The sequence below is a fragment of the Streptomyces sp. NPDC048442 genome, assembly GCF_040651475.1.
Taxonomy (GTDB): Bacteria; Actinomycetota; Actinomycetes; order Streptomycetales; family Streptomycetaceae; genus Streptomyces.
Map to the genome: position 1 here is coordinate 134420 of NZ_JBEZKB010000003.1, position 19567 is coordinate 153986.

Below are 19567 nucleotides of genomic sequence, written 5' to 3' on the forward strand. Positions count from 1 at the left end.
AGCGGCCCGCGTCACGACCGTAGGCACATGACCCCATTCCGGAACTCCCGCACGACGCCCTTCGTCAGGAACCAGTGGTACGTCGCCGCCCACGCCCACGAGGTCGGCCGCGAACTCCTCGGCCGCACGATCCTCGGCGAGCCGATCGTCCTCTACCGCACGGAGGACGAGAACACACCCGTCGCGCTCGCCGACCGCTGTGTGCACCGCCGCTTCCCCCTCTCGGAGAGCCGGCTCGAAGGCGACCGCATCGTCTGCGGCTACCACGGCTTCACGTACGACACGACCGGCACCTGCGTCTCTGTACCCGGCCAGAAACGCGTCCCGCGCACGGCCCGCGTCGCCTCGTACCCGCTGGTCGAGCAGGACGCCCTGATCTGGGTCTGGATCGGCGACCCGGCCCTCGCCGACCCGAGAGCCGTCCCGCGCGCCCGCCACCTCGCCGACCCGGCGTGGACGACGGTCACCGGCATGGAACCCATCGACGCCGACTACGGGCTGCTCGTCGACAACCTCATGGACCTCTCCCACGAGACGTACCTGCACGGCGGCTACATCGGCACCCCCGAAGTCGCCGAAACGCCGATCACCACCGAGGTCGACGAGGACGCGGGCGTCGTGCGGGTCGGCCGGCGCATGGCCGACGCCGAGTGCCCGCCGTTCTACGCCCGCTCCACCGGCATCGAGGGCCGCATCACCCGCTGGCAGGACATCGAGTACTTCGCCCCCTGCCTCTACCTCCTGCACAGCCGCATCGCCCCGGCCGGCGTCCTCCCCGAGGCGGACGGCAGCGATCCGCACGCCTTCCACACCGAGATCACGTACGCCGTCACACCCGCAGCCGAGGGGAAGGTGTACGACTTCTGGGCGGTGTCCCGCGACTTCGCCACGGAAGACACCGAAGTGACCGATTTCCTTAGGGAGTTCAACCACACCGTCGTCATGCAGGACGTCGACGCGCTCAACCTGCTCCAGCGCACCCTGGACACCGAGCCGGACGGATACCAGGAACTCAGCATCAACATCGACACCGGTGCACTGGCAGCCCGCCGCATCCTCGCCCGGCTCGCCGAGGCGGGCGCGAAGCAGGTGGAGACGGTCCGATGACGCTGCCCGACGACCTCGAACTGGTCGTGGATGAAACGCAGTCGGTGGCGGACGGCGTCCTCGCCCTCACCCTCCGCGCCCCGTCCGGCACCGAGCTCCCGGCCTGGGAACCTGGTGCACACATCGACCTCGTACTCACCCAGGACCTGATCCGCCCGTACTCCCTCTGCGGCGACCCCGCCGACCGCCGCACCTGGCGCATCGCTGTACTCAACGAGCCTGCCGGGAGGGGAGGTTCGGCGTACGTCCACCGGAAGCTGACCCCCGGTTCGAAGGTCGCCGTCCGCGGCCCCCGCAACCACTTCCCGCTCCACCCCGCAGCCCGCTACCGCTTCGTCGCGGGCGGCATCGGCATCACCCCGCTCCTGCCCATGCTGGCCGCCGCGGAGGCGGCCGGTGCGGACTGGACGCTGCTGTACGGCGGGCGTACGCGCCAATCCATGGCATATGTCAGTGAATTGACGGAGCGTTACGGCAGTGGCCGGATCCGCATCGCACCCCAGGACGAGTGTGGCCACCTCGACCTGTCCACCGCCCTCGCCGACCCGGCCCCCGGCACCCTCGTCTACTGCTGCGGTCCCGCCCCGCTGCTGGACGCGGTCACGGCCCACTGCGCCGACACCCGGCCACCCACGGCCCTGCACCTGGAGCGCTTCCGGCCCAAGGAGCCGGAGTGGGAGTCGGAGTGGGAGTCGGAGTGCGGGTCGGAGTCGGAAGTCCCCTTGGAATCCTTCGAGTTGGTGCTCGACAGGTCCGCCCGTACCCTCACCGTCGAACCCGGCGTCTCCGTCCTCCAGGCCGTACGGTCGGCCGGTGTCGAGGTCCTCTACTCCTGCACCGAGGGCACCTGCGGCACCTGCGAGACCGAGGTGCTCGAAGGAGTCCCCGACCACCGCGACTCGGTCCTCACCGACGAGGAGCGTGCCGCCAACGAGACGATGCTCATCTGCGTCTCCCGCTGCAAGGGCTCCCGCCTGGTCCTCGACCTGTAAGCAGAGCCGAACCCCTCGCACACAGCAGGGCTGCGCCCCGTCGGGAGCTACAGCCCGTACCTCCGCGCCGACTCCTCCTCCTGGGCCAGCCGGTGCAGGGCGTCCAGTACCGGCCGGAAGAGAATCGCCGCCGCGACCGCCGTCTCGACCTTCTCCGCCTCCGACGGGTGCGTCTCCACGAAGTCGAGATCGCGGATCGCCGCCTGGTGCATCAACTCGGCGTACGGCGCCATGAGTTCGGCGTCCCACTGGTAGCCGAGCCGCATCAGTGTGGCCACCGCCACCACCAGCGAACGGTGCACGGGCGAGAGCGCACCGATCTCCCGCGCCGAATCCCAGCCCAGCTTTCCGAGCAGCCGGTCCACCTCCACCTGCGCGGCCGCCGTCGACTCGTCCTGCTCGGCCTCGGCCTCCGTCTCGTGCGGCAACTCCCACAGGGCCGCGCCCAACCGCATCGTACGGCCGAGGGAATCGTCGTCGACGTGCCCGAGCACCTTGCGTGCCGTCGCCACCGGCAGCCGCCCCACCTGCAGCAGCGCGCGCACCAGCCGCAGCCGCCGCAGATGGCTCTCGTCGTACTCGGCGGTCGTCGCGCTGATCCGGATGCCGGGTGCCAACAGCCCTTGCCGCAGGTAGTACTTGATGGTCGCGAGAGAGACCCCGCTCCGCTCGCTCAACTCGGCCAGCCGCATCCCTTGCCCCTCTCCTTGGGGAGTGCCAGTATCCAACCATCGGCGCTTGGATAGTTCTGTTATCCAACCAGAGTGAAGGCCAGAGCGAAGGCCAGAGTGAAGGGCAGAGCGGTATGTCCGGCAAAGTGAGCATGGGGCGCACCACCGCAGCCGTCGAGGGCGACGTCGTCGTCCTGCTGATCGGGATGCGGATCAACCACTTCTGGGCGGTGCACCACTGGCTGCCGGTGATGCTGTCGATGTTCCGGATGCTCGGCGAGCTGAAGAAGGACCGCGGCAAGGGAATGCGCGGCCACGTCCTGCTCACCGGCTCCCCGCGCACGTACTACGTGGTCCAGTACTGGGAGTCCAAGGAGAAGCTCTACTCCTACGCCTCCTCGCCGGAGATGTTCCACCACCGGGTGTGGAAGTACATCAACGGCAAGGAGCGCGCGGGCAGGGTCCCCGGCCATGTGGGCCTGTGGCACGAGTCGTACATCTCGCCCGAGGGTTCGCATGAGTCCATCTACGCCTACATGCCGCCCTTCGGCCTCGCGGCGGCGACCGGCGTCCTCCCGGTCGAGGAGCGCGGCCGGCGCGCCAAGGACCGCTTCGAGCACCGGGCCGCGCAGAAGACGGAACAGGCGCAGAAGACGGAGCAGTCGCCGGAGCCGGAGCAGGTACCGAAGCCGGAGCAGGTGCCGAAGGCGGACGCCGGCGCGGACGCCGACGCGGGTGCGCCGCAGCCGTGACTCCTAGATGTCCCGGAAGATCTCGATCTGCGCACCCACGGAGTTGAGCCGCTCCGCCAGGTCCTCGTAACCCCGGTTGATCACGTACACATTGCGCAGTACGGACGTGCCCTCGGCCGCCATCATGGCGAGGAGGACGACCACGGCCGGCCGCAGTGCGGGCGGGCACATCATTTCGGCGGCGCGCCAGCGGGTCGGGCCCTCAACCAACACCCGGTGAGGGTCGAGGAGTTGGAGGCGGCCGCCGAGCCGGTTGAGGTCCGTGAGGTAGATCGCGCGGTTGTCGTAGACCCAGTCGTGGATCAGGGTCTGGCCCTGCGCGGTCGCCGCGATCGCCGCGAAGAACGGCACGTTGTCGATGTTGAGGCCCGGGAAGGGCATCGGGTGGATCTTGTCGATCGGCGCTTCGAGCTTCGAGGGGCGGACCGTCAGGTCGACGAGGCGGGTGCGGCCGTTGTCCGCGGTGTACTCGGCGGAGCGGTCGTGGTCGAGGCCCATTTCCTCCAGGACCGCGAGCTCGATCTCCAGGAACTCGATGGGGACGCGACGGATGGTCAGCTCGGACTCCGTGACGACGGCCGCGGCCAGCAGGCTCATCGCCTCGACCGGGTCCTCGGAGGGGGAGTAGTCGACGTCCACGTCGATCTTCGGCACGCCGTGCACGGTCAGCGTGGTCGTGCCGACGCCCTCGATTTCGACGCCCAGTGCCGCCAGGAAGAAGCACAGGTCCTGGACCATGTAGTTGGAGGACGCGTTGCGGATGACGGTCGTGCCGTCGTGCCGGGCGGCGGCCAGCAGCGCGTTCTCGGTCACCGTGTCGCCGCGCTCGGTCAGCACGATCGGGCGGCCGGGGCCTGCCGACTTCTCGACCTCGGCGTGGTAAATGCCCTCGGTGGCCGTGATGTCCAGGCCGAACCGGCGCAGCGCGATCATGTGCGGCTCGATCGTGCGCGTACCGAGGTCGCAGCCGCCCGCGTACGGCAGCTTGAAGTGATCCATACGGTGCAGCAGCGGACCCAGGAACATGATGATGGAGCGCGTGCGGCGGGCCGCGTCCGCGTCCATCGACGCCATGTCCAGCTCGGCGGGCGGGACGATCTCCAGGTCCTTGCCCTCGTTGATCCAGCGCGTACGGACGCCGATCGAGCTCAGTACCTCCAGAAGGCGGTACACCTCCTCGATCCGCGCCACCTTCCGCAGGACCGTGCGGCCCTTGTTGAGGAGGGTGGCGCAGAGCAGCGCCACGCACGCGTTCTTGCTGGTCTTGACGTCGATCGCGCCGGACAGGCGGCGGCCGCCGACCACTCGCAGATGCATCGGGCCCGAGTACCCCAGCGACACGATCTCACTGTCGAGGGCTTCACCGATTCGGGCGATCATCTCAAGGCTGATGTTTTGATTGCCGCGCTCGATCCGGTTCACCGCACTCTGGCTGGTGCCGAGCGCGTCCGCGAGCTGCGTCTGGGTCCAGCCCCGGTGCTGACGGGCGTCACGGATGAGCTTGCCGATGCGTACGAGGTAGTCGTCTGCCATGAGCGGAAGGCTATCTCAGATATGAGATGACAACTCACCCGGCCGGTCCAGGGGGGTGACGGATCTGCCGGTCCGTCAGCTCCGCCCCGCTTCCGTTCAGTCCGTCGCCGGAACGATGTTGCGGTTGTGCCGGAAGAGGTTGCCGGGGTCCAGGCGCCGCTTGAGCTGCGCCAGTCGCCGGTAGTCCGCAGCGCCGTAACCGCTCCTGGTCTGCGCCTGAGAGGCCCGCTCGCCGTCCCCGAACTCGAAGAGCAGCGCCCGGCCCAGCGCCCGCGGCGCGAGCGCCGCCCGTACGTCCCCGTGTACGGAACGGGCGGCCTCCAGTTCCGCGTTCCCGTCGATCGGTGTGACGAGGTGCACAAGGTACTGGGCGTCCCGGTGGCCCACCGCACCCCCGCCGTCCGCCGGAGTCCGCGACATCGCACCGCCGAGATGCCGCACGCCGAGCACGACCATGAGGTCCGCTTCCGGTCCTGTGGCCTTCAGTACGGCGTCGAACGCGTCCTCGTCGAGACCGTCGAGCAGCACGCTCGTACCGCTGTACGCATGCGGGAAGGGCGGCTCGCGGTAGATCTCACCGGCATCGGTGTACGGCATGTCGCCGAGGTCGTCGGAGAGCCGGGGGGCGACCGCGCGCAGCGGTGCGACGAGCCGTTCGCCCTCCTGCGCCGGGCCGTTGAAGACGATCCGGACATGTGCGACGTACCGGCCGCGCAGATCGTCGGGGAGGAACGGCAGGTCCGGGTACGGGATGAAGCCGATCGACGAGGTCAGCGTCTCCGGCACGGTCGCCGACCACTGTGCGTACACCCGCATCAGCTCCGCCGCGTGCTTCCCGTCGAAGAGCAGCCCGCCGCCGTAGATCCGCTCGACCGGGACCAGCCCCACCTCGATCGCGGTCACCACCCCGAAGTTGTGCCCGGCCCCGCGCAGCGCCCAGAACAGGTCAGGATCGCTCGCGGCGTCGACAGTCCTCAACTCCCCGTCGGCGGTGACCACTTCGACCGTACGGACATGGTCCGACGCGTATCCGAACTCCCGCCCCAGCAACGGGACGCCACCGCCCAGTAGATACGAAACGGCGCCCACCCCGGGGAACGAGCCGCTCAGCGGCGCCAGCCCGAACCGGGCCGCCTCCTCGACCACCCGCCCCCACTGCACGCCCGCCCCGATCCACGCGGTGCGCGTCTCGCTGTCGATCCGGACGCCGTCAAGCGCCCGCGTGCTGACGACGACCCCGCCCTCGCTCGCCACGGACAGCCCGTGCCCGGTGGCCTGCACGGCGACCGGCAGTCCGTGCTCTTGTGCGTACGTCACGGCGATCCGCACGTCCTCGGCGCCGCGCGCTGCGACCACCAAGGCCGGACGGTGCCGGTAGGCGGTCTGGAACCCGGCGAGCTCCGTGTCGTACCCCTCGTCGCCGGGGAAGAACACGGAACCCTCAACGGTCGGAAAGTCCTTGCTCGTCACTGTGCTTCGCTCCTCAAGTCTGCGCCGCGACCGCGGCGTTGGGCCTGTGAGAAGCATGATCTCCCGGATACATGACAGGTGCCGTCATATATCCGGGAGCAGCCACGTCAGCCGACGGCGACCTCGACGCGTGCCAGCGAGCCGCTCTCCATCGCCAGCCACAGCGCCCCGTCGGGACCCAGCGCGATGCCGTGCGGTTCCGCTGCGGGGGAGGGGAGGTCGTAGGAGTCGATGCGGGAGCCGTCGAGGGTGATCCGGCCGACCCGGTTGGCACCCCACTCGGTGAACCACATCGCCCCGTCGGCCCCCGCGGTCAGCGCGTGCGGCCGCGCGGCGCGGTCCGGCAGCGGGAACTCGTCGATCGTCCCGGTGGCGTCGATCCGCCCGATCTGCCCCGCCATGATCTCGACGAACCACATCGCCCCGTCGGGACCGGCCGCGAGGCCGACCGGACCGGCGGCCGGGGTGGGCAGGGGATGGATCTCGGCGTCGCCGTCGAGGGTGATCGAGCCGATCGCATTGGCCTGATTCAGCGTGAACCACAGCCGGTCGCCGCCCGGACTCGCGGCGATGACGGACGGGAAGGCCCCGGGCTCGACCGGCAGTGCGAAGTGGGTGATCGTGTCGTCGGCGGCGATCCGGCCGATCCGGTCGGTGTTCATCTCGGTGAACCACATCGCGCCGTCGGGCCCCGCCGTGATCCCGTACGGCCCAGCCGCAGGCAGCTCGTACGCGATCAGCTCGCCGCCGGTCGTGATCCGGCCGATCCGGTGGCCCTGGTACTCGGTGAACCACAGCGACCCGTCGCCGGGGCCCGCCACGATCACCGTGGGTCCGCCGTCCGCGTGCGCGAGCGGGTACGAGGTGACGGCGCCGTCGGGCGCGAGGCGCCCGATGCGGCCCCCGTGCACCTCGGTGAACCACATCGCGCCGTCCGGACCGGCCGCGACTCCGTACGGCCCCGCCTTGCCGTCGGACACGGGAACGTCGGTAATGGATATGCGGGGGCGTGACACGGGCACTCTCCTTGACCGGGTACGAGGCATGGTGGCCGGGTACGAGGGCATGCGAGAACGCCCGACCCGCGCCGCGGCCGCCTCAGAAGGCGACCGGGCATGACCGTACTGCGGTCATGTACTAGAGTTATCTCGACATCGAGATATCTACCCAGCGCGCCGCAGTCGCCACTTCCCGGTAAGGGTTACCTAACTAAGCCTTACCTTAGCGGGTCTGCCCGGAGTCGTGACGGCAGGATTGCTGTATTGCGGTAGAACGCGCACTTTTTTGAAGAAGGAGACTGTCGTGTCGGCGAACAGCTTCGACGCCCGCAGCACGCTGCGCGTGGGTGACGAGTCGTACGAGATCTTCAAGCTGGACAAGGTCGAGGGCTCCGCGCGCCTCCCTTACAGCCTGAAGGTGCTGCTGGAGAACCTGCTCCGCACGGAGGACGGCGCGAACATCACCGCCGACCACATCCGGGCGATCGGCAGCTGGGACTCCCAGGCCCAGCCCAGCCAGGAGATCCAGTTCACGCCGGCCCGCGTGATCATGCAGGACTTCACCGGCGTGCCCTGCGTCGTGGACCTCGCCACGATGCGTGAGGCCGTGAAGGAGCTGGGCGGCGACCCGGCGAAGATCAACCCGCTCGCCCCGGCCGAGCTGGTCATCGACCACTCCGTCATCGCCGACAAGTTCGGCACGGCGAACGCCTTCCAGCAGAACGTGGAGCTGGAGTACGGCCGCAACAAGGAGCGCTACCAGTTCCTGCGCTGGGGCCAGACCGCCTTCGACGAGTTCAAGGTCGTCCCCCCGGGCACCGGCATCGTCCACCAGGTCAACATCGAGCACCTCGCTCGCACGGTCATGGTCCGTAACGGCCAGGCCTACCCCGACACCCTCGTCGGCACCGACTCGCACACCACCATGGTCAACGGCCTGGGCGTGCTCGGCTGGGGCGTCGGCGGCATCGAGGCCGAGGCCGCGATGCTCGGCCAGCCGGTCTCCATGCTGATCCCGCGCGTCGTCGGCTTCAAGCTGACCGGCGAGCTGCCGGCCGGCACGACCGCCACCGACCTGGTCCTCACGATCACCGAGATGCTGCGCAAGCACGGCGTCGTCGGCAAGTTCGTCGAGTTCTACGGTGAGGGCGTCGCCGCCACCTCGCTGGCCAACCGTGCCACCATCGGCAACATGTCGCCGGAGTTCGGCTCCACCGCCGCGATTTTCCCGATCGACGACGAGACGCTGAAGTACCTGCGTCTGACCGGCCGCGACAAGCAGCAGGTCGCGCTCGTCGAGGCGTACGCCAAGGAGCAGGGTCTGTGGCTGGACCCGGCCGCCGAGCCCGACTTCTCCGAGAAGCTGGAGCTCGACCTCTCCACGGTCGTCCCCTCCATCGCCGGCCCGAAGCGCCCGCAGGACCGCATCGTCCTGGCCAACGCCTCGCAGCAGTTCGCCCAGGACGTGCGCAACTACGTCTCCGACGACGAGGAGGCCGGCAAGGAGTCCTTCCCGGCGTCCGACTCCCCGGCGACCTCCAACGGCGTTCCCACCAAGCCGACCCTGGTCACCATGGCGGACGGCTCGTCCTTCGAGATCGACCACGGCGCGGTGACGGTCGCGGCCATCACCTCCTGCACCAACACCTCGAACCCGTACGTGATGGTCGCCGCCGCGCTCGTCGCGAAGAAGGCCACCGAGAAGGGCCTGACCCGCAAGCCGTGGGTCAAGACCACGCTCGCCCCGGGCTCGAAGGTCGTCACCGACTACTTCGACAAGGCCGGTCTGACGCCCTACCTCGACAAGATGGGCTTCAACCTCGTCGGGTACGGCTGCACCACCTGCATCGGCAACTCGGGTCCGCTGGACGAGGAGATCTCGAAGGCGATCAACGACGCCGACCTCGCGGTCACATCGGTGCTCTCCGGCAACCGCAACTTCGAGGGCCGGATCAACCCCGACGTCAAGATGAACTACCTGGCGTCCCCGCCGCTGGTCGTCGCGTACGCCATCGCCGGTTCGATGAAGGTCGACATCACCAAGGACGCGCTCGGCACCGACCAGGACGGCAAGCCGGTCTTCCTGGCCGACATCTGGCCGACCGAGGCCGAGGTCAACGACGTCGTCGCCAACTCCATCGGCGAGGACATGTTCAACAAGTCCTACCAGGACGTCTTCGCGGGCGACGCCCAGTGGCAGGCCCTCTCGATCCCCACCGGCAACACCTTCGAGTGGGACAACGAGTCCACCTACGTGCGCAAGCCCCCGTACTTCGAGGGCATGACGATGGAGACGACCCCGGTCGCCGACATCGCCGGTGCACGCGTGCTGGCCAAGTTGGGCGACTCGGTCACCACCGACCACATCTCCCCGGCCGGTGCGATCAAGGCCGACACCCCGGCCGGCAAGTACCTCACGGAGCACGGCGTCGAGCGCCGCGAGTTCAACTCGTACGGCTCGCGCCGTGGCAACCACGAGGTCATGATCCGCGGCACGTTCGCCAACATCCGCCTGCGCAACCAGATCGCGCCGGGCACCGAGGGCGGCTTCACGCGTGACTTCACGCAGGCCGACGCCCCGGTCTCGTACATCTACGACGCCTCGCAGAACTACCAGGCCGCCGGCACGCCGCTGGTCATCCTGGCGGGCAAGGAGTACGGCTCGGGCTCGTCCCGCGACTGGGCGGCCAAGGGCACCGCGCTGCTCGGCGTCAAGGCCGTCATCGCCGAGTCGTACGAGCGCATCCACCGCTCGAACCTGATCGGCATGGGCGTCCTCCCGCTCCAGTACCCGGAAGGCGCCTCGGCGGCCTCCCTGGGCCTGACCGGCGAGGAGACCTTCTCGATCACGGGCGTCACCGGCCTCAACGACGGTGGCATCCCGGAGACGCTGAAGGTGAAGGCGGGCGACGTCGAGTTCGACGCGAAGCTGCGCATCGACACCCCCGGCGAGGCGGACTACTACCGCAACGGTGGCATCCTGCAGTACGTGCTGCGTTCGCTGATCCGCAGCTAGTACCGGAAGCCACATGAAGAAGGGCCGCATCCCCGACCTCGGGGATGCGGCCCTTCTTCATGTGGTGGACCGATCAGAACATCAGGCGGTACTGCTGGTAGCCCGTGCCGACCTGGCCGCGGGCGGCGACCGGGGCGGCGGCGTTGCCGGTGCCCGAGTGACGCCACAGCGTGCCCGACGAGTCGCGCGCGATGATGTCCACGATGCCGTCCATGTCCAGGTCGCCCGCGCCCTGGATCATGTTGTACTGGTTCCAGCCCGTGCCGATCTTGGTCGGGTAGCTGAACGGCTTGGCGATGTCGCCGGTTCCGGCGTGCAGCCACAGCGTGCCGGAGGAGTCCCGGGCCACGATGTCGGCGTTGCCGTCACCGCTGATGTCGCCCAGGCCCGCGATCTGCGTGTACTGGCCCCAGCCGGTGCCGACCTTGGTGCGGCCGGTGGTGCGGCCGTCCGCGGTGCCCTGGTGGACCCAGAGGCCGCCGGTGGCGTCACGGCCGACGAGGTCGTACGCCGCGGTGCCGCCCAGGTTGCCGGGGGAGAAGGAGCGGTTGTAGGTGTTCCAGCCCGGCCCGACCAGGTAGCTGTCGACGTCGCCGGAGAAGTAGAGGTCACCGGTGGACGTCCAGTCCCAGATGCCGTCGATGGCGCCGTCGCCGTCGGTGTCCACCTGGGCGGCGTTGGTGGCTTCATAGCCGGTGGTGACGAAATTGCGTGCGGCCAGACCACCGTTGAAGTCCGGCTTGTGCATGTACAGGTCCGAGCCGACCAGCCCGAACGTGCCCTTGACCACCGCGGGGGCGGCGGCCGCGACAGCCGCGCGCGACTGCTGCGGGGCGGCGGCACGGTCCGTCTTCTTGACGGAAACGGCCGCATCGGCCGCCTTGTCCCGCTGCGGGTTCTCCGCGGCGTGGGCACCGGTCGTGGTGGCCACGAATGCCGCGGCGAGCGCCGCGACGGTGACGCGGGACAGGAAACGTCCGCGCTGACGGCCAGAGAGTTCGGCCACGTATGACTCCAGAGGCATGAAGGAGCCGTGACGCATCCTCATGGGTGCGTCACGGCTCCGGCAGGATCTATCCACGTCATCTTCACATGCCAATTACCGTCGCGGAATTGGTATATGAAGCACGGAAGAGATCATTCTGGGGCAATTACTGATCAGTTGGGGGCGTGATCAGGACAGCAGTTCCAGCTCGGCCAGCGTCCTTGCGCCGGTGTCCCGAGCGTCCTTCACCAGCCGGTAGTGCCGGTAGTCGCCCGGGGCGGCCACGGTGAAGACCCGGGTCTGCCGGTCCCAGGCGAACGTCTCCTTCCGGCGCTCGTCCAGCACGTCCCACTTCGTGCCGTCCGCCGAGCCCTGGAGCACCCAGCCCGTCGGCGCCTTGGCCGCTTCAGCCGATGTCAGCGTGTACTGCACGGCCTTCACCGGCGACTTCACCGGCAGGTCGAGCGAGGTGAACGCGCCTTCGGTGACGGAGGAGTTGTCGAAGAGCGGACCCGCGCCCTCGACCGCGTCGGTGCGCGGCGACGGCGCCGCGTCGCCCTGCGTGATCGAGACGGGAGCAGCGTTCTTCCCGGTGCCCCAGGCCGACGGCCTCGGACCCATCTCGAACTCGACGGTGCCACCCCGGGCGAGCGTGGCGTGCGGCAGTGCGGTCGACGTCCACCGCTTGCCGTTGACCTTGACGCCCTGCACGTAGATGTTCTGCGCACTGTTCTTCGGAGCCTTCACCACCAGCTTGCGGCCGTTCTCCATGCGGACCGTCGCCTTGGTGAAGAGCGGCGAGCCGATCGCGTACTCGCCGCTGCCCATGACCAGCGGGTAGAAGCCGAGCGAGGAGAAGAGGAACCAGGCGGACTGCTCGCCGTTGTCCTCGTCGCCGTGGTAGCCCTGGCCGATCTCGCTGCCGGTGTAGAGGCGGGAGAGCACCTCGCGGACCTTGGCCTGCGTCTTCCAGGGCTGCGAGGCCGCGTTGTACATGTACGTGGCGTGGTGCGCGACCTGGTTGGAGTGGCCGTACATGCCCATCCGTACGTCACGCGCCTCGGTCATCTCGTGGATGACGCTGCCGTACGAACCGGCGAACTCGGGCGACGCGGTCTCCGGAGTGGTGAAGTACGAGTCCAGCTTCTGGCCCAGGCCCGGCCTGCCGCCGTACAGGTTGGCCAGGCCGCGGCTGTCCTGCGGGGCGGTGAAGGCGTAGCCCCAGCCGTTCGTTTCGGTGTAGTCGTAGCCCCAGATGCGGGGGTCGTACTTCTCCGAGGGCACCCGCCAGTCGCCCTTGAGGTCGCGGCCCTGGAAGAAGCCGGCCTTGGAGTCGTACAACTTCACATAGTTCTGGGCCCTGTTGAGGAAGTACGCCGACTCCTCCCGATAGCGGGCCTTCTTCGTCTTCTTGTAGAGGGCCTCGCCCATCTTTGCGAGCCCGTAGTCGTTGAGGTAGCCCTCCAGGGACCAGGACAGGCCCTCGTGGGTCTTGGTCGAGGCGTAGCCCTGGAAGGGCGAGGTGTCCATGCCCTTGCGGCCGACGCCGGAGAAGGGCGGCAGGACGGTGGCGTTCTTCAGCGCCGCCTCGTACGCGGCGCCCGCGTCGAAGTCGACGCCCTTGACGTACGCGTCGGCGAACGCCACGTCGGACGAGGTGCCGGTCATCAGGTCCGCGTATCCGGGCGAGGACCAGCGGGAGATCCAGCCGCCGTCCTTGTACTGCTGCACGAAGCCGTCGACCAGCTTCCCCGCCTTCTTCGGGGTGAGGAAGGAGTACGCGGGCCAGGTGGTGCGGTAGGTGTCCCAGAAGCCGTTGTTGACGTACACCTCACCGTCGACGATCTTCGCGCCGGTGTGGGTGGGGGTGTCCGGGCCGGTCTGCGGGGAGAAGGGACTGGCGTACTTCGTGGTCGAACCCACCTTCTCGTGCCCGGAGTTGGGGTACAGATACAGCCGGTACAGGCTGGAGTAGAGGGTGGTCAGCTGGTCGTGGCTTGCGCCCTCGACCTCGACGCGGCCGAGGATGTCGTCCCAGGCGTCCTGCGCGCGGTCCTGGATCCGCTCGAAGCGGGAGCCCGCCGGGATCTCCGCCGCCAGGTTCTGCTTCGCCTGGTCCACGCTGATGAGTGAAGTGGCGAGACGGAGCGAGACCTGCTTCTGCGCGGAGGGCTTGAAACGGAGGTAGCCCGTCACGTCGTCGCCCCCGCCGCCGCTCAGCTTCCCGCTCGCGGTCACCGGCGCGTCGAAGACGCCGTACACGAAGAGCCTGGTGGCGCCGGTGGAAAGGCCGCTCTTGACGTCGGAGAACCCGGTGAAGGAACTGCTCGCGGGGTCCAGCGTCAGCCCGCCGTCGTTCGACACGTTGTCGAAGACGATGCTGGCGTCCTCACCCGGATAGGTGAACCGCATCATCGCCGCGTGATCGGTCGGCGTCATCTCGGTCCGCAGACCGTTCTCGAAGGTCACGCCGTAGTAGTGCGGCTTCGCCGTCTCCTTCTCGTGCCGGAAGGGCAGCGCGCGGGCCGTCCGCGAGGCGTCCGGGGTGCCGGGGACCGCGGAGGGCATCACCTGGAAGGTCTGCCGGTCGCCCATCCACGGGCTCGGCTCGTGGCTGGCGCTGAAGGCCTGGAGGGTGGGGAGGTTGTCGGCGTTGTTGCCGCGCGCGTAGTCGTACAGCCAGCTGGTGGAGCCCGCGTTGGTCACCGGCGTCCAGAAGTTGAAGCCGTGCGGCACGGCCGTCGCCGGGATGTTGTTGCCGCGGGAGTACGAGCCGCTGGAGTTCGTGCCCCGGGTGGTGTTCGCGTAGTCCGACAGGCGGGACTGGGGCTTTTCCGGAGCCTTCTCGATGATGCGTACGTCGTCGATCCAGCCCCGGAACTTCGCCGGGCCCTTCGGGTTGTCGTACGCCACCAGGATCCGGTCGACCGTCTTTCCGGCCGCGACCGCGCCGATCCGGGCCGCCTTGTGGTTCCACTGGTTCGCGTACAGCGACTTGGAGGCGCCCTGGCCCTGCGGCGACAGAACCGCGCCGTGCTGGTCGAGGGCGCGCAGGTCACTCAGATAGGTGCCGTCGGTGAAGGCCAGGTCCACCGACACGTTCGTGGCGGGGTAGTTGAGGTCCGCGCCCTTCTCGTCGGCGGGCAGCGAGGGGAAGACGCGGTAGGACAGCTCGGTGTTGCGGCCGATCCGCGTGTTCACGTCGAAGACCTTGTTGTACGAGTACGCCCGGCCGTCCGCCTTGTGCGTGCCCGCGTAACGCAGCGCCCGCTTTCCCGTGAAGCCCGCACCCGACTTCGCGGTGGGGGAGCCCGACGGGCCGCGGTCGACCTGGCTGCGCATGTCCTCGGGGGTCGGCGTCGAGGTGTCCCCGTTCGAGAACTGAACGTCCGCGAGCTGGAGGATCGGAGCGCCGCCGTTGGCCGTGATGTCGAGCCGGTAGTGCGGGTACGCCGTGTCGTTGGCGAAGTCGTACGTCTTGGTCTGGAAGCGCGAGGTGAAGGTCTCGCCCTTCCGGGTGTCCAGCGTCTTCCATGTCTTGCCGTCGGTGGAGCCCTGGAGCGTCCAGTCCTTGGGGTCGCGCTCGGCGTGGTCGTTGGCCGAAGTCAGCGCGTACGTCACCACCTTGGCGGACTCGTCGAGGTCGAACTCGACCCAGCCGGCCGGCAGGAAGGACAGCCATTTGCTGCCCGGCGTGACGTCGATCAGGTTCTCCTTCACCTCGCCGCCCGCCGCGTTCTCGGCGCTCGCGCGGAGCTCGGTGACCCGGTCGGTGACGCTGCCGGGGATTCCGGCGGTGTCACCGCCGTCGACACCGGAGGCCCTCTTGCGGCCCTTCGCATCGGTTTCGACGGTGTTGCGCCAGGTGGGGGCGGGCTCGTCCGCCTCGAAGGAGGAGCTGAACCCCCTGTCGGCAGGCGCGGGTTGGGCGGGCTGTGCGGGTTGCTTCGGCAGGGCGGCCGCGGCCGGAGGGGCCAGTGCGGTCATCGTCAGTGCGGCCGTGACGAGGCTCGCGAGGGCCGCTGCGGCGCCCCTGCCCCGTCTGGATCCGAAAGGTCTGGGTCTGGGCTGCATCCCGAGCGCTTCCTTTACTCAGACAACGTTGTCAAGAGCGTACGTAACACCAGTAGGGAGTCAAGTGGCCAGTGGTGTCAAGGGTGTTCATGGGCGCGTCAGTTGGACAAATGTGCGCCCAGATATCCAAGAGGTCTCAACTCGGGAAAGAACGACGCGCAACCTTGCTTTCGATCTTGCCCAGTTGACGGGAAGTGGACTATACCTATCGGCGTCCGTACTGCTCGGGAAACCGGCGCGGACCAGGGGGTAAGGGACCACGGGGGTGGCATCGAGTGCCCCCTTCGGGCCCCGGAAATCCCGCTGAATCAGCTGAATCCAGAATCGATCGAGTCGTCTGACCGCGGTGGCGGGGCTTCGCCCGAGGTGAATTCTTGTGCGGGCGCACCGGTACACCGCCTGAGTCCTGGAGAGGGCGGGGACTTGAGCATGGGACCCACCAACGTCAACCGTCGTGATGTGCTGAAGAGGACGGCCGCCGCAGGCCTTCTCGCAGTGCCCGGAGTCGGCGCACTCAGTTCCTGCGCCAGTGGTGGCGGCAGTGGCGGGGAGAAGGCCGAGAAGGGCACGAAGTCCGCCAAGAACCCGCTGGGGGTGAAGGAGGACGCCGCGCTGGCGGTCTACATCTTCAACGGTGGCTACAAGGACAAGTACGCCCAGTTCGTCACCGACATGTACAAGAAGACGTACCCGGAGTCCAAGGCCACGCAGAAGGCCACGGAGAAGATCGCCACCCAGCTCCAGCCGAAGATCGTCCGCGGAAAGCCGTCGGCCGACGTCATCAACAACTCCGGTGCCGAGCAGATGAACATCGGCAAGCTGGTGACCAACAAGCAGGTCGCCGACTTCACCGAGATGCTTGACTCGCCCTCCTGGGACGACCCCAAGGTCAAGGTCCGCGACAGCCTGTACCCGGCGATGCAGTCGATGGGCGCCTTCGGCACCAAGGGCTGCTACCAGCTCAACATCGCCATGACGGTGTACGGCAACTGGTACTCCAAGCGGATGCTGGAGGAGACCCTGGAGGTCGCGTACCCGAAGACCTGGGACGAGATGATCGCGGTCTGCAAGAAGGCCAAGAGCAAGGGCATCCACGGCTGGAGCTACCCGGGCGGCCACCCCCGCTACATGCTCTTCTCCATGTACGCGATGTTCGCGCAGGCCGGCGGACGCAAGGTCGTCGAGGCGATGGATTACCTGGAGCCGAACGCCTGGAAGCACGACGCGGTGAAGTCCGTCTTCGAGGCCTTCGAGGAGATCGTCGCCAAGAAGTACGTCCTCACCGGCTTCGACAGCACCGAGGGCCACACCGAGATGCAGACCGCCTGGACCAAGGGCAAGTGCGTCTTCGTGCCCAACGGGTCCTGGGTGGAGAACGAGGCCAAGGACACCACCCCCAAGGGCTTCGGGATGACGGTCGGCGCCACGCCGTCGCTCGACAAGGGCGACGCCCTGCCGTTCGGCACGCTGTACTCGCCGCCCGGCGAGCCCTTCATCGTCCCGGCCAAGGCCGCGAACGTACAGGGCGGCCTGGAGTGGATGCGGATGATGTACAGCAAGGAGGCGTCCGTCAACCTCTTCAAGGAGACCGGCGGAATTCCGGCCCTCAAGGGCGCCATTGACGGAATGCAGCTGCCGTCCGGCACCGACAGCGCGCAGAAGGCCATCACCGCGGCCGGCGACAACATCGTCATCCCCTTCTTCAAGGAGTGGTACAGCGAGCTCTTCACCGAGGACTTCGACAAGACGATGGGCAAGTTCATGAGGGGCGAGATGTCGACGAAGGAGGCCATGGACGCCATGCAGAAGGCCTCCGACCGGGTCGCCAAGGACGACGACATCACAAAGATCAAGAAGGCCTGACAGCCGGACCGGGAATCAGCCTGGGAATCAACGGCCCGACAACTACCGGGCCGAGTACGTGTGCACGCGCGCGGCGCGTGCACGGAGCGGGTGGAATCGGAGCGGCGTGAGTATCGAGAAAAGGGCAGAAAAGCCCCCCAACCAGCTGTTGTTCCTCGCGGCAATTCTCCTGCCGCCCCGATTCACCCCCGAGCGGGTCCGTTACGACCGCAGATACCGCACACTCGACAAATACCGGTTCATCGCGGGATTCCTGGTGATTCCGCTGGTGTTCTACGGAATCTTCGTCATCTCGCCCTTCATCCAGGCGATCTACTACTCGTTCACCGACTGGGCGGGCGGGCCGATAGCGAATTTCAACGGCTTCGGCAACTACGTCAAGATGTGGAACGACGAGCGGTTCTGGGACTCCACGAAGACCAGCCTCACCCTGCTGGTGGTGGCCCCGCTCGTGACCCTCGTCCTCGGCATGTTCTTCGCGTACATGATCACCGCGGGCGGCCGGCACCGTAAGGGCCAGGCCATCGCCGGTGTCGCGGGCTCGTCGTTCTACAAGGTCGTCTACTTCTTCCCGCAGGTCCTCTCCGTCGCGATCATCGCAGTGGTCTGGGGGCGGGTCTTCAACACCAACAGCGGTCTGCTCAACGGCTCGCTGTCCACGTTCGGCATCACCGGGCCGGCCTGGCTGGGCGGCGAGCACATGCTTGCCCTGATCGCCGTGCTCACCGTCATCTGCTGGAGCTTCGTCGGCTTCTACGTGGTGCTGTTCTCGGCGGCGATGGGCGCCGTCCCCAAGGACATCTACGAGGCGGCGCTGCTGGACGGCGCGGGCCGCGGCACGACCTTCTTCAGGGTGACCCTCCCGCTGATCTGGGACACCGTGCGCACCGGCTGGATCTACATGGGAATCCAGGCCCTGGACTCCTTCGCGATCGTCCTCGTGATGATGCCCAAGCACGCCCTGAAGGTGACCCCGGTCTTCCTCTACGAACGGTTCCGGGAGGGCCAGTTCGGCTACGCCACCGCCATCGGCGTCGTACTTCTCGTCCTCAGCGTGGTGTTCTCCCTGATCATCATGCGGGTCGGGAACCGTGACCGGATCGAATACTGAGAGCGCGGGAGCCGCACCACCATGACCACACTCGACACCCAAGCCCGCGCCGAAGGACCCGCACCGGCCGCAGCCGGCAAGTCCGGCACGTCCCGGAAGGGCAAGGAGGGCGCCACCCTCAACGTCTTCTCGCACGCCTTCCTGGTGCTCTGGACGGTGATGGCGGCAGGTCCCCTGATCTGGGTCGCGATCACCGCGTTCCGCACCTCGGTGGACATTCTCAACGATCCGATGGGTCTGCCGGTCTCACTGCACTGGCAGAACTTCGTCAATGCGTGGACCACCGCGCACATCGGCCAGTACGCCATCAACTCGCTGATCATTCTGGCCGGTTCGCTGACCGGGACCATGCTGCTCGGCTCGATGGCGGCCTACGTCATCGCCCGGTTCAGCTTCCCCGGGAACAAGCTCGTCTTCATGCTGTTCGCCGGCGGCATGATGTTCCCGGTCATCCTGGCCCTGATCCCGCTGTTCGCGGTGATGGAGAACTTCCAGCTCCTCGACACCAGGCTCGGCCTGATCGTCTCGTACATCGCCTATTCGCTGCCGTTCACCATCTTCTTCCTGACCTCCTTCTTCCGCACACTGCCCACCGGCGTGCAGGAGGCGGCGATGATGGACGGCGCGTCCCACACCCGTACGTTCTTCCAGATCATGCTGCCGATGGCCAAGCCGGGACTGGTGAGCATCGGCATCTTCAACTTCCTCGGCCAGTGGAACCAGTACCTGCTGCCGCTGCTGCTCAACAACGAGAACGAGTCCAGCTACGTACTCCCGCAGGGTCTCGCCTCGCTGGCCATCGCGCAGGGCTACCGGGGTGACTGGGGCGCGCTGTTCGCGGGCCTGACCATCGCGATGGTCCCGGTGCTCGTCGTGTACGCGGTCTTCCAGCGCCAGGTGCAGGCGGGGCTCACCGCGGGGGCGCTCAAGTGAGGTCCGTGCAGGCAGTCGGGTGACGTCGCCGCAGGCAGTCGGGTGACGTCCTGCGGGGGCAG

Annotated in this window: 13 protein-coding genes; 7 read left to right on the forward strand and 6 right to left on the reverse strand. The window is 67.9% G+C overall.

Annotated features, from left to right (window positions below):
- Positions 1–27 precede the first annotated feature (27 nt).
- Together AB0D18_RS06585 and AB0D18_RS06590 are read left to right on the forward strand one after the other, a co-directional pair.
- On the forward strand, positions 28–1107 hold the full coding sequence (locus tag AB0D18_RS06585; RefSeq protein WP_362413612.1) for an aromatic ring-hydroxylating dioxygenase subunit alpha: 1080 nt from the start codon (positions 28–30) through the stop codon (positions 1105–1107).
- Positions 1104–2099 (forward strand): PDR/VanB family oxidoreductase, encoded by a 996-nt coding sequence (locus AB0D18_RS06590; protein ID WP_362413614.1) that lies wholly within the window; start codon positions 1104–1106, stop codon positions 2097–2099. The genes AB0D18_RS06585 and AB0D18_RS06590 overlap by 4 nt, the downstream gene beginning before the upstream one ends.
- Before the next feature lie 47 nt (positions 2100–2146).
- On the opposite strand, the gene AB0D18_RS06595 is transcribed toward AB0D18_RS06590, so the two are convergent.
- A complete protein-coding gene (locus AB0D18_RS06595) occupies positions 2147–2791 on the reverse strand; it encodes a MerR family transcriptional regulator (RefSeq protein ID WP_362413615.1) in 645 nt (214 codons plus the stop codon).
- 113 nt (positions 2792–2904) lie between these two features.
- On the opposite strand from AB0D18_RS06595, the gene AB0D18_RS06600 reads away from it, so the two are divergent.
- The gene (locus tag AB0D18_RS06600) at positions 2905–3522 is read left to right on the forward strand and encodes a DUF4188 domain-containing protein (protein WP_362413617.1); all 618 of its coding nucleotides are present in this window, start codon (positions 2905–2907) and stop codon (positions 3520–3522) included.
- Between the two features lie 3 nt (positions 3523–3525).
- Here the strand turns inward: AB0D18_RS06600 and AB0D18_RS06605 are convergent, their stop codons facing one another.
- From AB0D18_RS06605 to AB0D18_RS06615, 3 genes are all read right to left on the reverse strand, one after another.
- Positions 3526–5055: a UDP-N-acetylglucosamine 1-carboxyvinyltransferase gene (locus AB0D18_RS06605; RefSeq protein ID WP_362413619.1), complete on the reverse strand. Its 1530-nt coding sequence runs from the start codon at positions 5053–5055 to the stop codon at positions 3526–3528.
- A gap of 96 nt (positions 5056–5151) precedes the next feature.
- On the reverse strand, positions 5152–6525 hold the full coding sequence (locus AB0D18_RS06610; RefSeq protein WP_362413621.1) for an FAD-binding oxidoreductase: 1374 nt from the start codon (positions 6523–6525) through the stop codon (positions 5152–5154).
- Between the two features lie 107 nt (positions 6526–6632).
- Entirely contained in the window at positions 6633–7526 is an 894-nt protein-coding gene (locus tag AB0D18_RS06615; protein WP_362414056.1) for a virginiamycin B lyase, read from the reverse strand.
- Between the two features lie 301 nt (positions 7527–7827).
- Between AB0D18_RS06615 and acnA the strand changes: the two genes are divergently transcribed.
- Positions 7828–10539, forward strand: a complete 2712-nt coding sequence (acnA, locus tag AB0D18_RS06620; RefSeq protein ID WP_362413623.1) for an aconitate hydratase AcnA — start codon at positions 7828–7830, stop codon at positions 10537–10539.
- A 73-nt stretch (positions 10540–10612) separates the two neighbouring features.
- Here acnA and AB0D18_RS06625 read toward each other — a convergent pair whose 3' ends face one another.
- Both AB0D18_RS06625 and AB0D18_RS06630 read right to left on the reverse strand, forming a co-directional pair.
- Entirely contained in the window at positions 10613–11545 is a 933-nt protein-coding gene (locus tag AB0D18_RS06625) for a VCBS repeat-containing protein (RefSeq protein WP_362413625.1), read from the reverse strand.
- Between the two features lie 168 nt (positions 11546–11713).
- Complete coding sequence (locus AB0D18_RS06630) at positions 11714–15598, reverse strand: GH92 family glycosyl hydrolase (RefSeq protein WP_362413626.1); 3885 nt, start codon at positions 15596–15598, stop codon at positions 11714–11716.
- A 429-nt stretch (positions 15599–16027) separates the two neighbouring features.
- On the opposite strand from AB0D18_RS06630, the gene ngcE reads away from it, so the two are divergent.
- From ngcE to AB0D18_RS06645, 3 genes are all read left to right on the forward strand, one after another.
- A complete protein-coding gene (gene ngcE, locus AB0D18_RS06635) occupies positions 16028–17461 on the forward strand; it encodes an N-acetylglucosamine/diacetylchitobiose ABC transporter substrate-binding protein (protein WP_362413628.1) in 1434 nt (477 codons plus the stop codon).
- A 169-nt stretch (positions 17462–17630) separates the two neighbouring features.
- Positions 17631–18572, forward strand: a complete 942-nt coding sequence (locus AB0D18_RS06640) for a sugar ABC transporter permease (RefSeq protein ID WP_362414058.1) — start codon at positions 17631–17633, stop codon at positions 18570–18572.
- Positions 18573–18593: 21 nt separating this feature from the next.
- Complete coding sequence (locus tag AB0D18_RS06645) at positions 18594–19505, forward strand: carbohydrate ABC transporter permease (RefSeq protein ID WP_362413630.1); 912 nt, start codon at positions 18594–18596, stop codon at positions 19503–19505.
- Positions 19506–19567: the final 62 nt, after the last annotated feature.

Excerpts from the sequence above, each read along its gene's own strand:
- AB0D18_RS06590 (WP_362413614.1), top strand. The coding sequence starts at position 1,104 with ATGACGCTGCCCGACGACCTCGAACTGGTCGTGGATGAAACGCAGTCG.
- AB0D18_RS06600 (WP_362413617.1), top strand. The coding sequence starts at position 2,905 with ATGTCCGGCAAAGTGAGCATGGGGCGCACCACCGCAGCCGTCGAGGGC.
- AB0D18_RS06645 (WP_362413630.1), top strand. The coding sequence starts at position 18,594 with ATGACCACACTCGACACCCAAGCCCGCGCCGAAGGACCCGCACCGGCC.
- AB0D18_RS06585 (WP_362413612.1), top strand. The coding sequence starts at position 28 with ATGACCCCATTCCGGAACTCCCGCACGACGCCCTTCGTCAGGAACCAG.
- ngcE (WP_362413628.1), top strand. The coding sequence starts at position 16,028 with ATGGGACCCACCAACGTCAACCGTCGTGATGTGCTGAAGAGGACGGCC.
- AB0D18_RS06630 (WP_362413626.1), bottom strand. The coding sequence starts at position 15,598 with ATGCAGCCCAGACCCAGACCTTTCGGATCCAGACGGGGCAGGGGCGCC.
- AB0D18_RS06605 (WP_362413619.1), bottom strand. The coding sequence starts at position 5,055 with ATGGCAGACGACTACCTCGTACGCATCGGCAAGCTCATCCGTGACGCC.
- AB0D18_RS06595 (WP_362413615.1), bottom strand. The coding sequence starts at position 2,791 with ATGCGGCTGGCCGAGTTGAGCGAGCGGAGCGGGGTCTCTCTCGCGACC.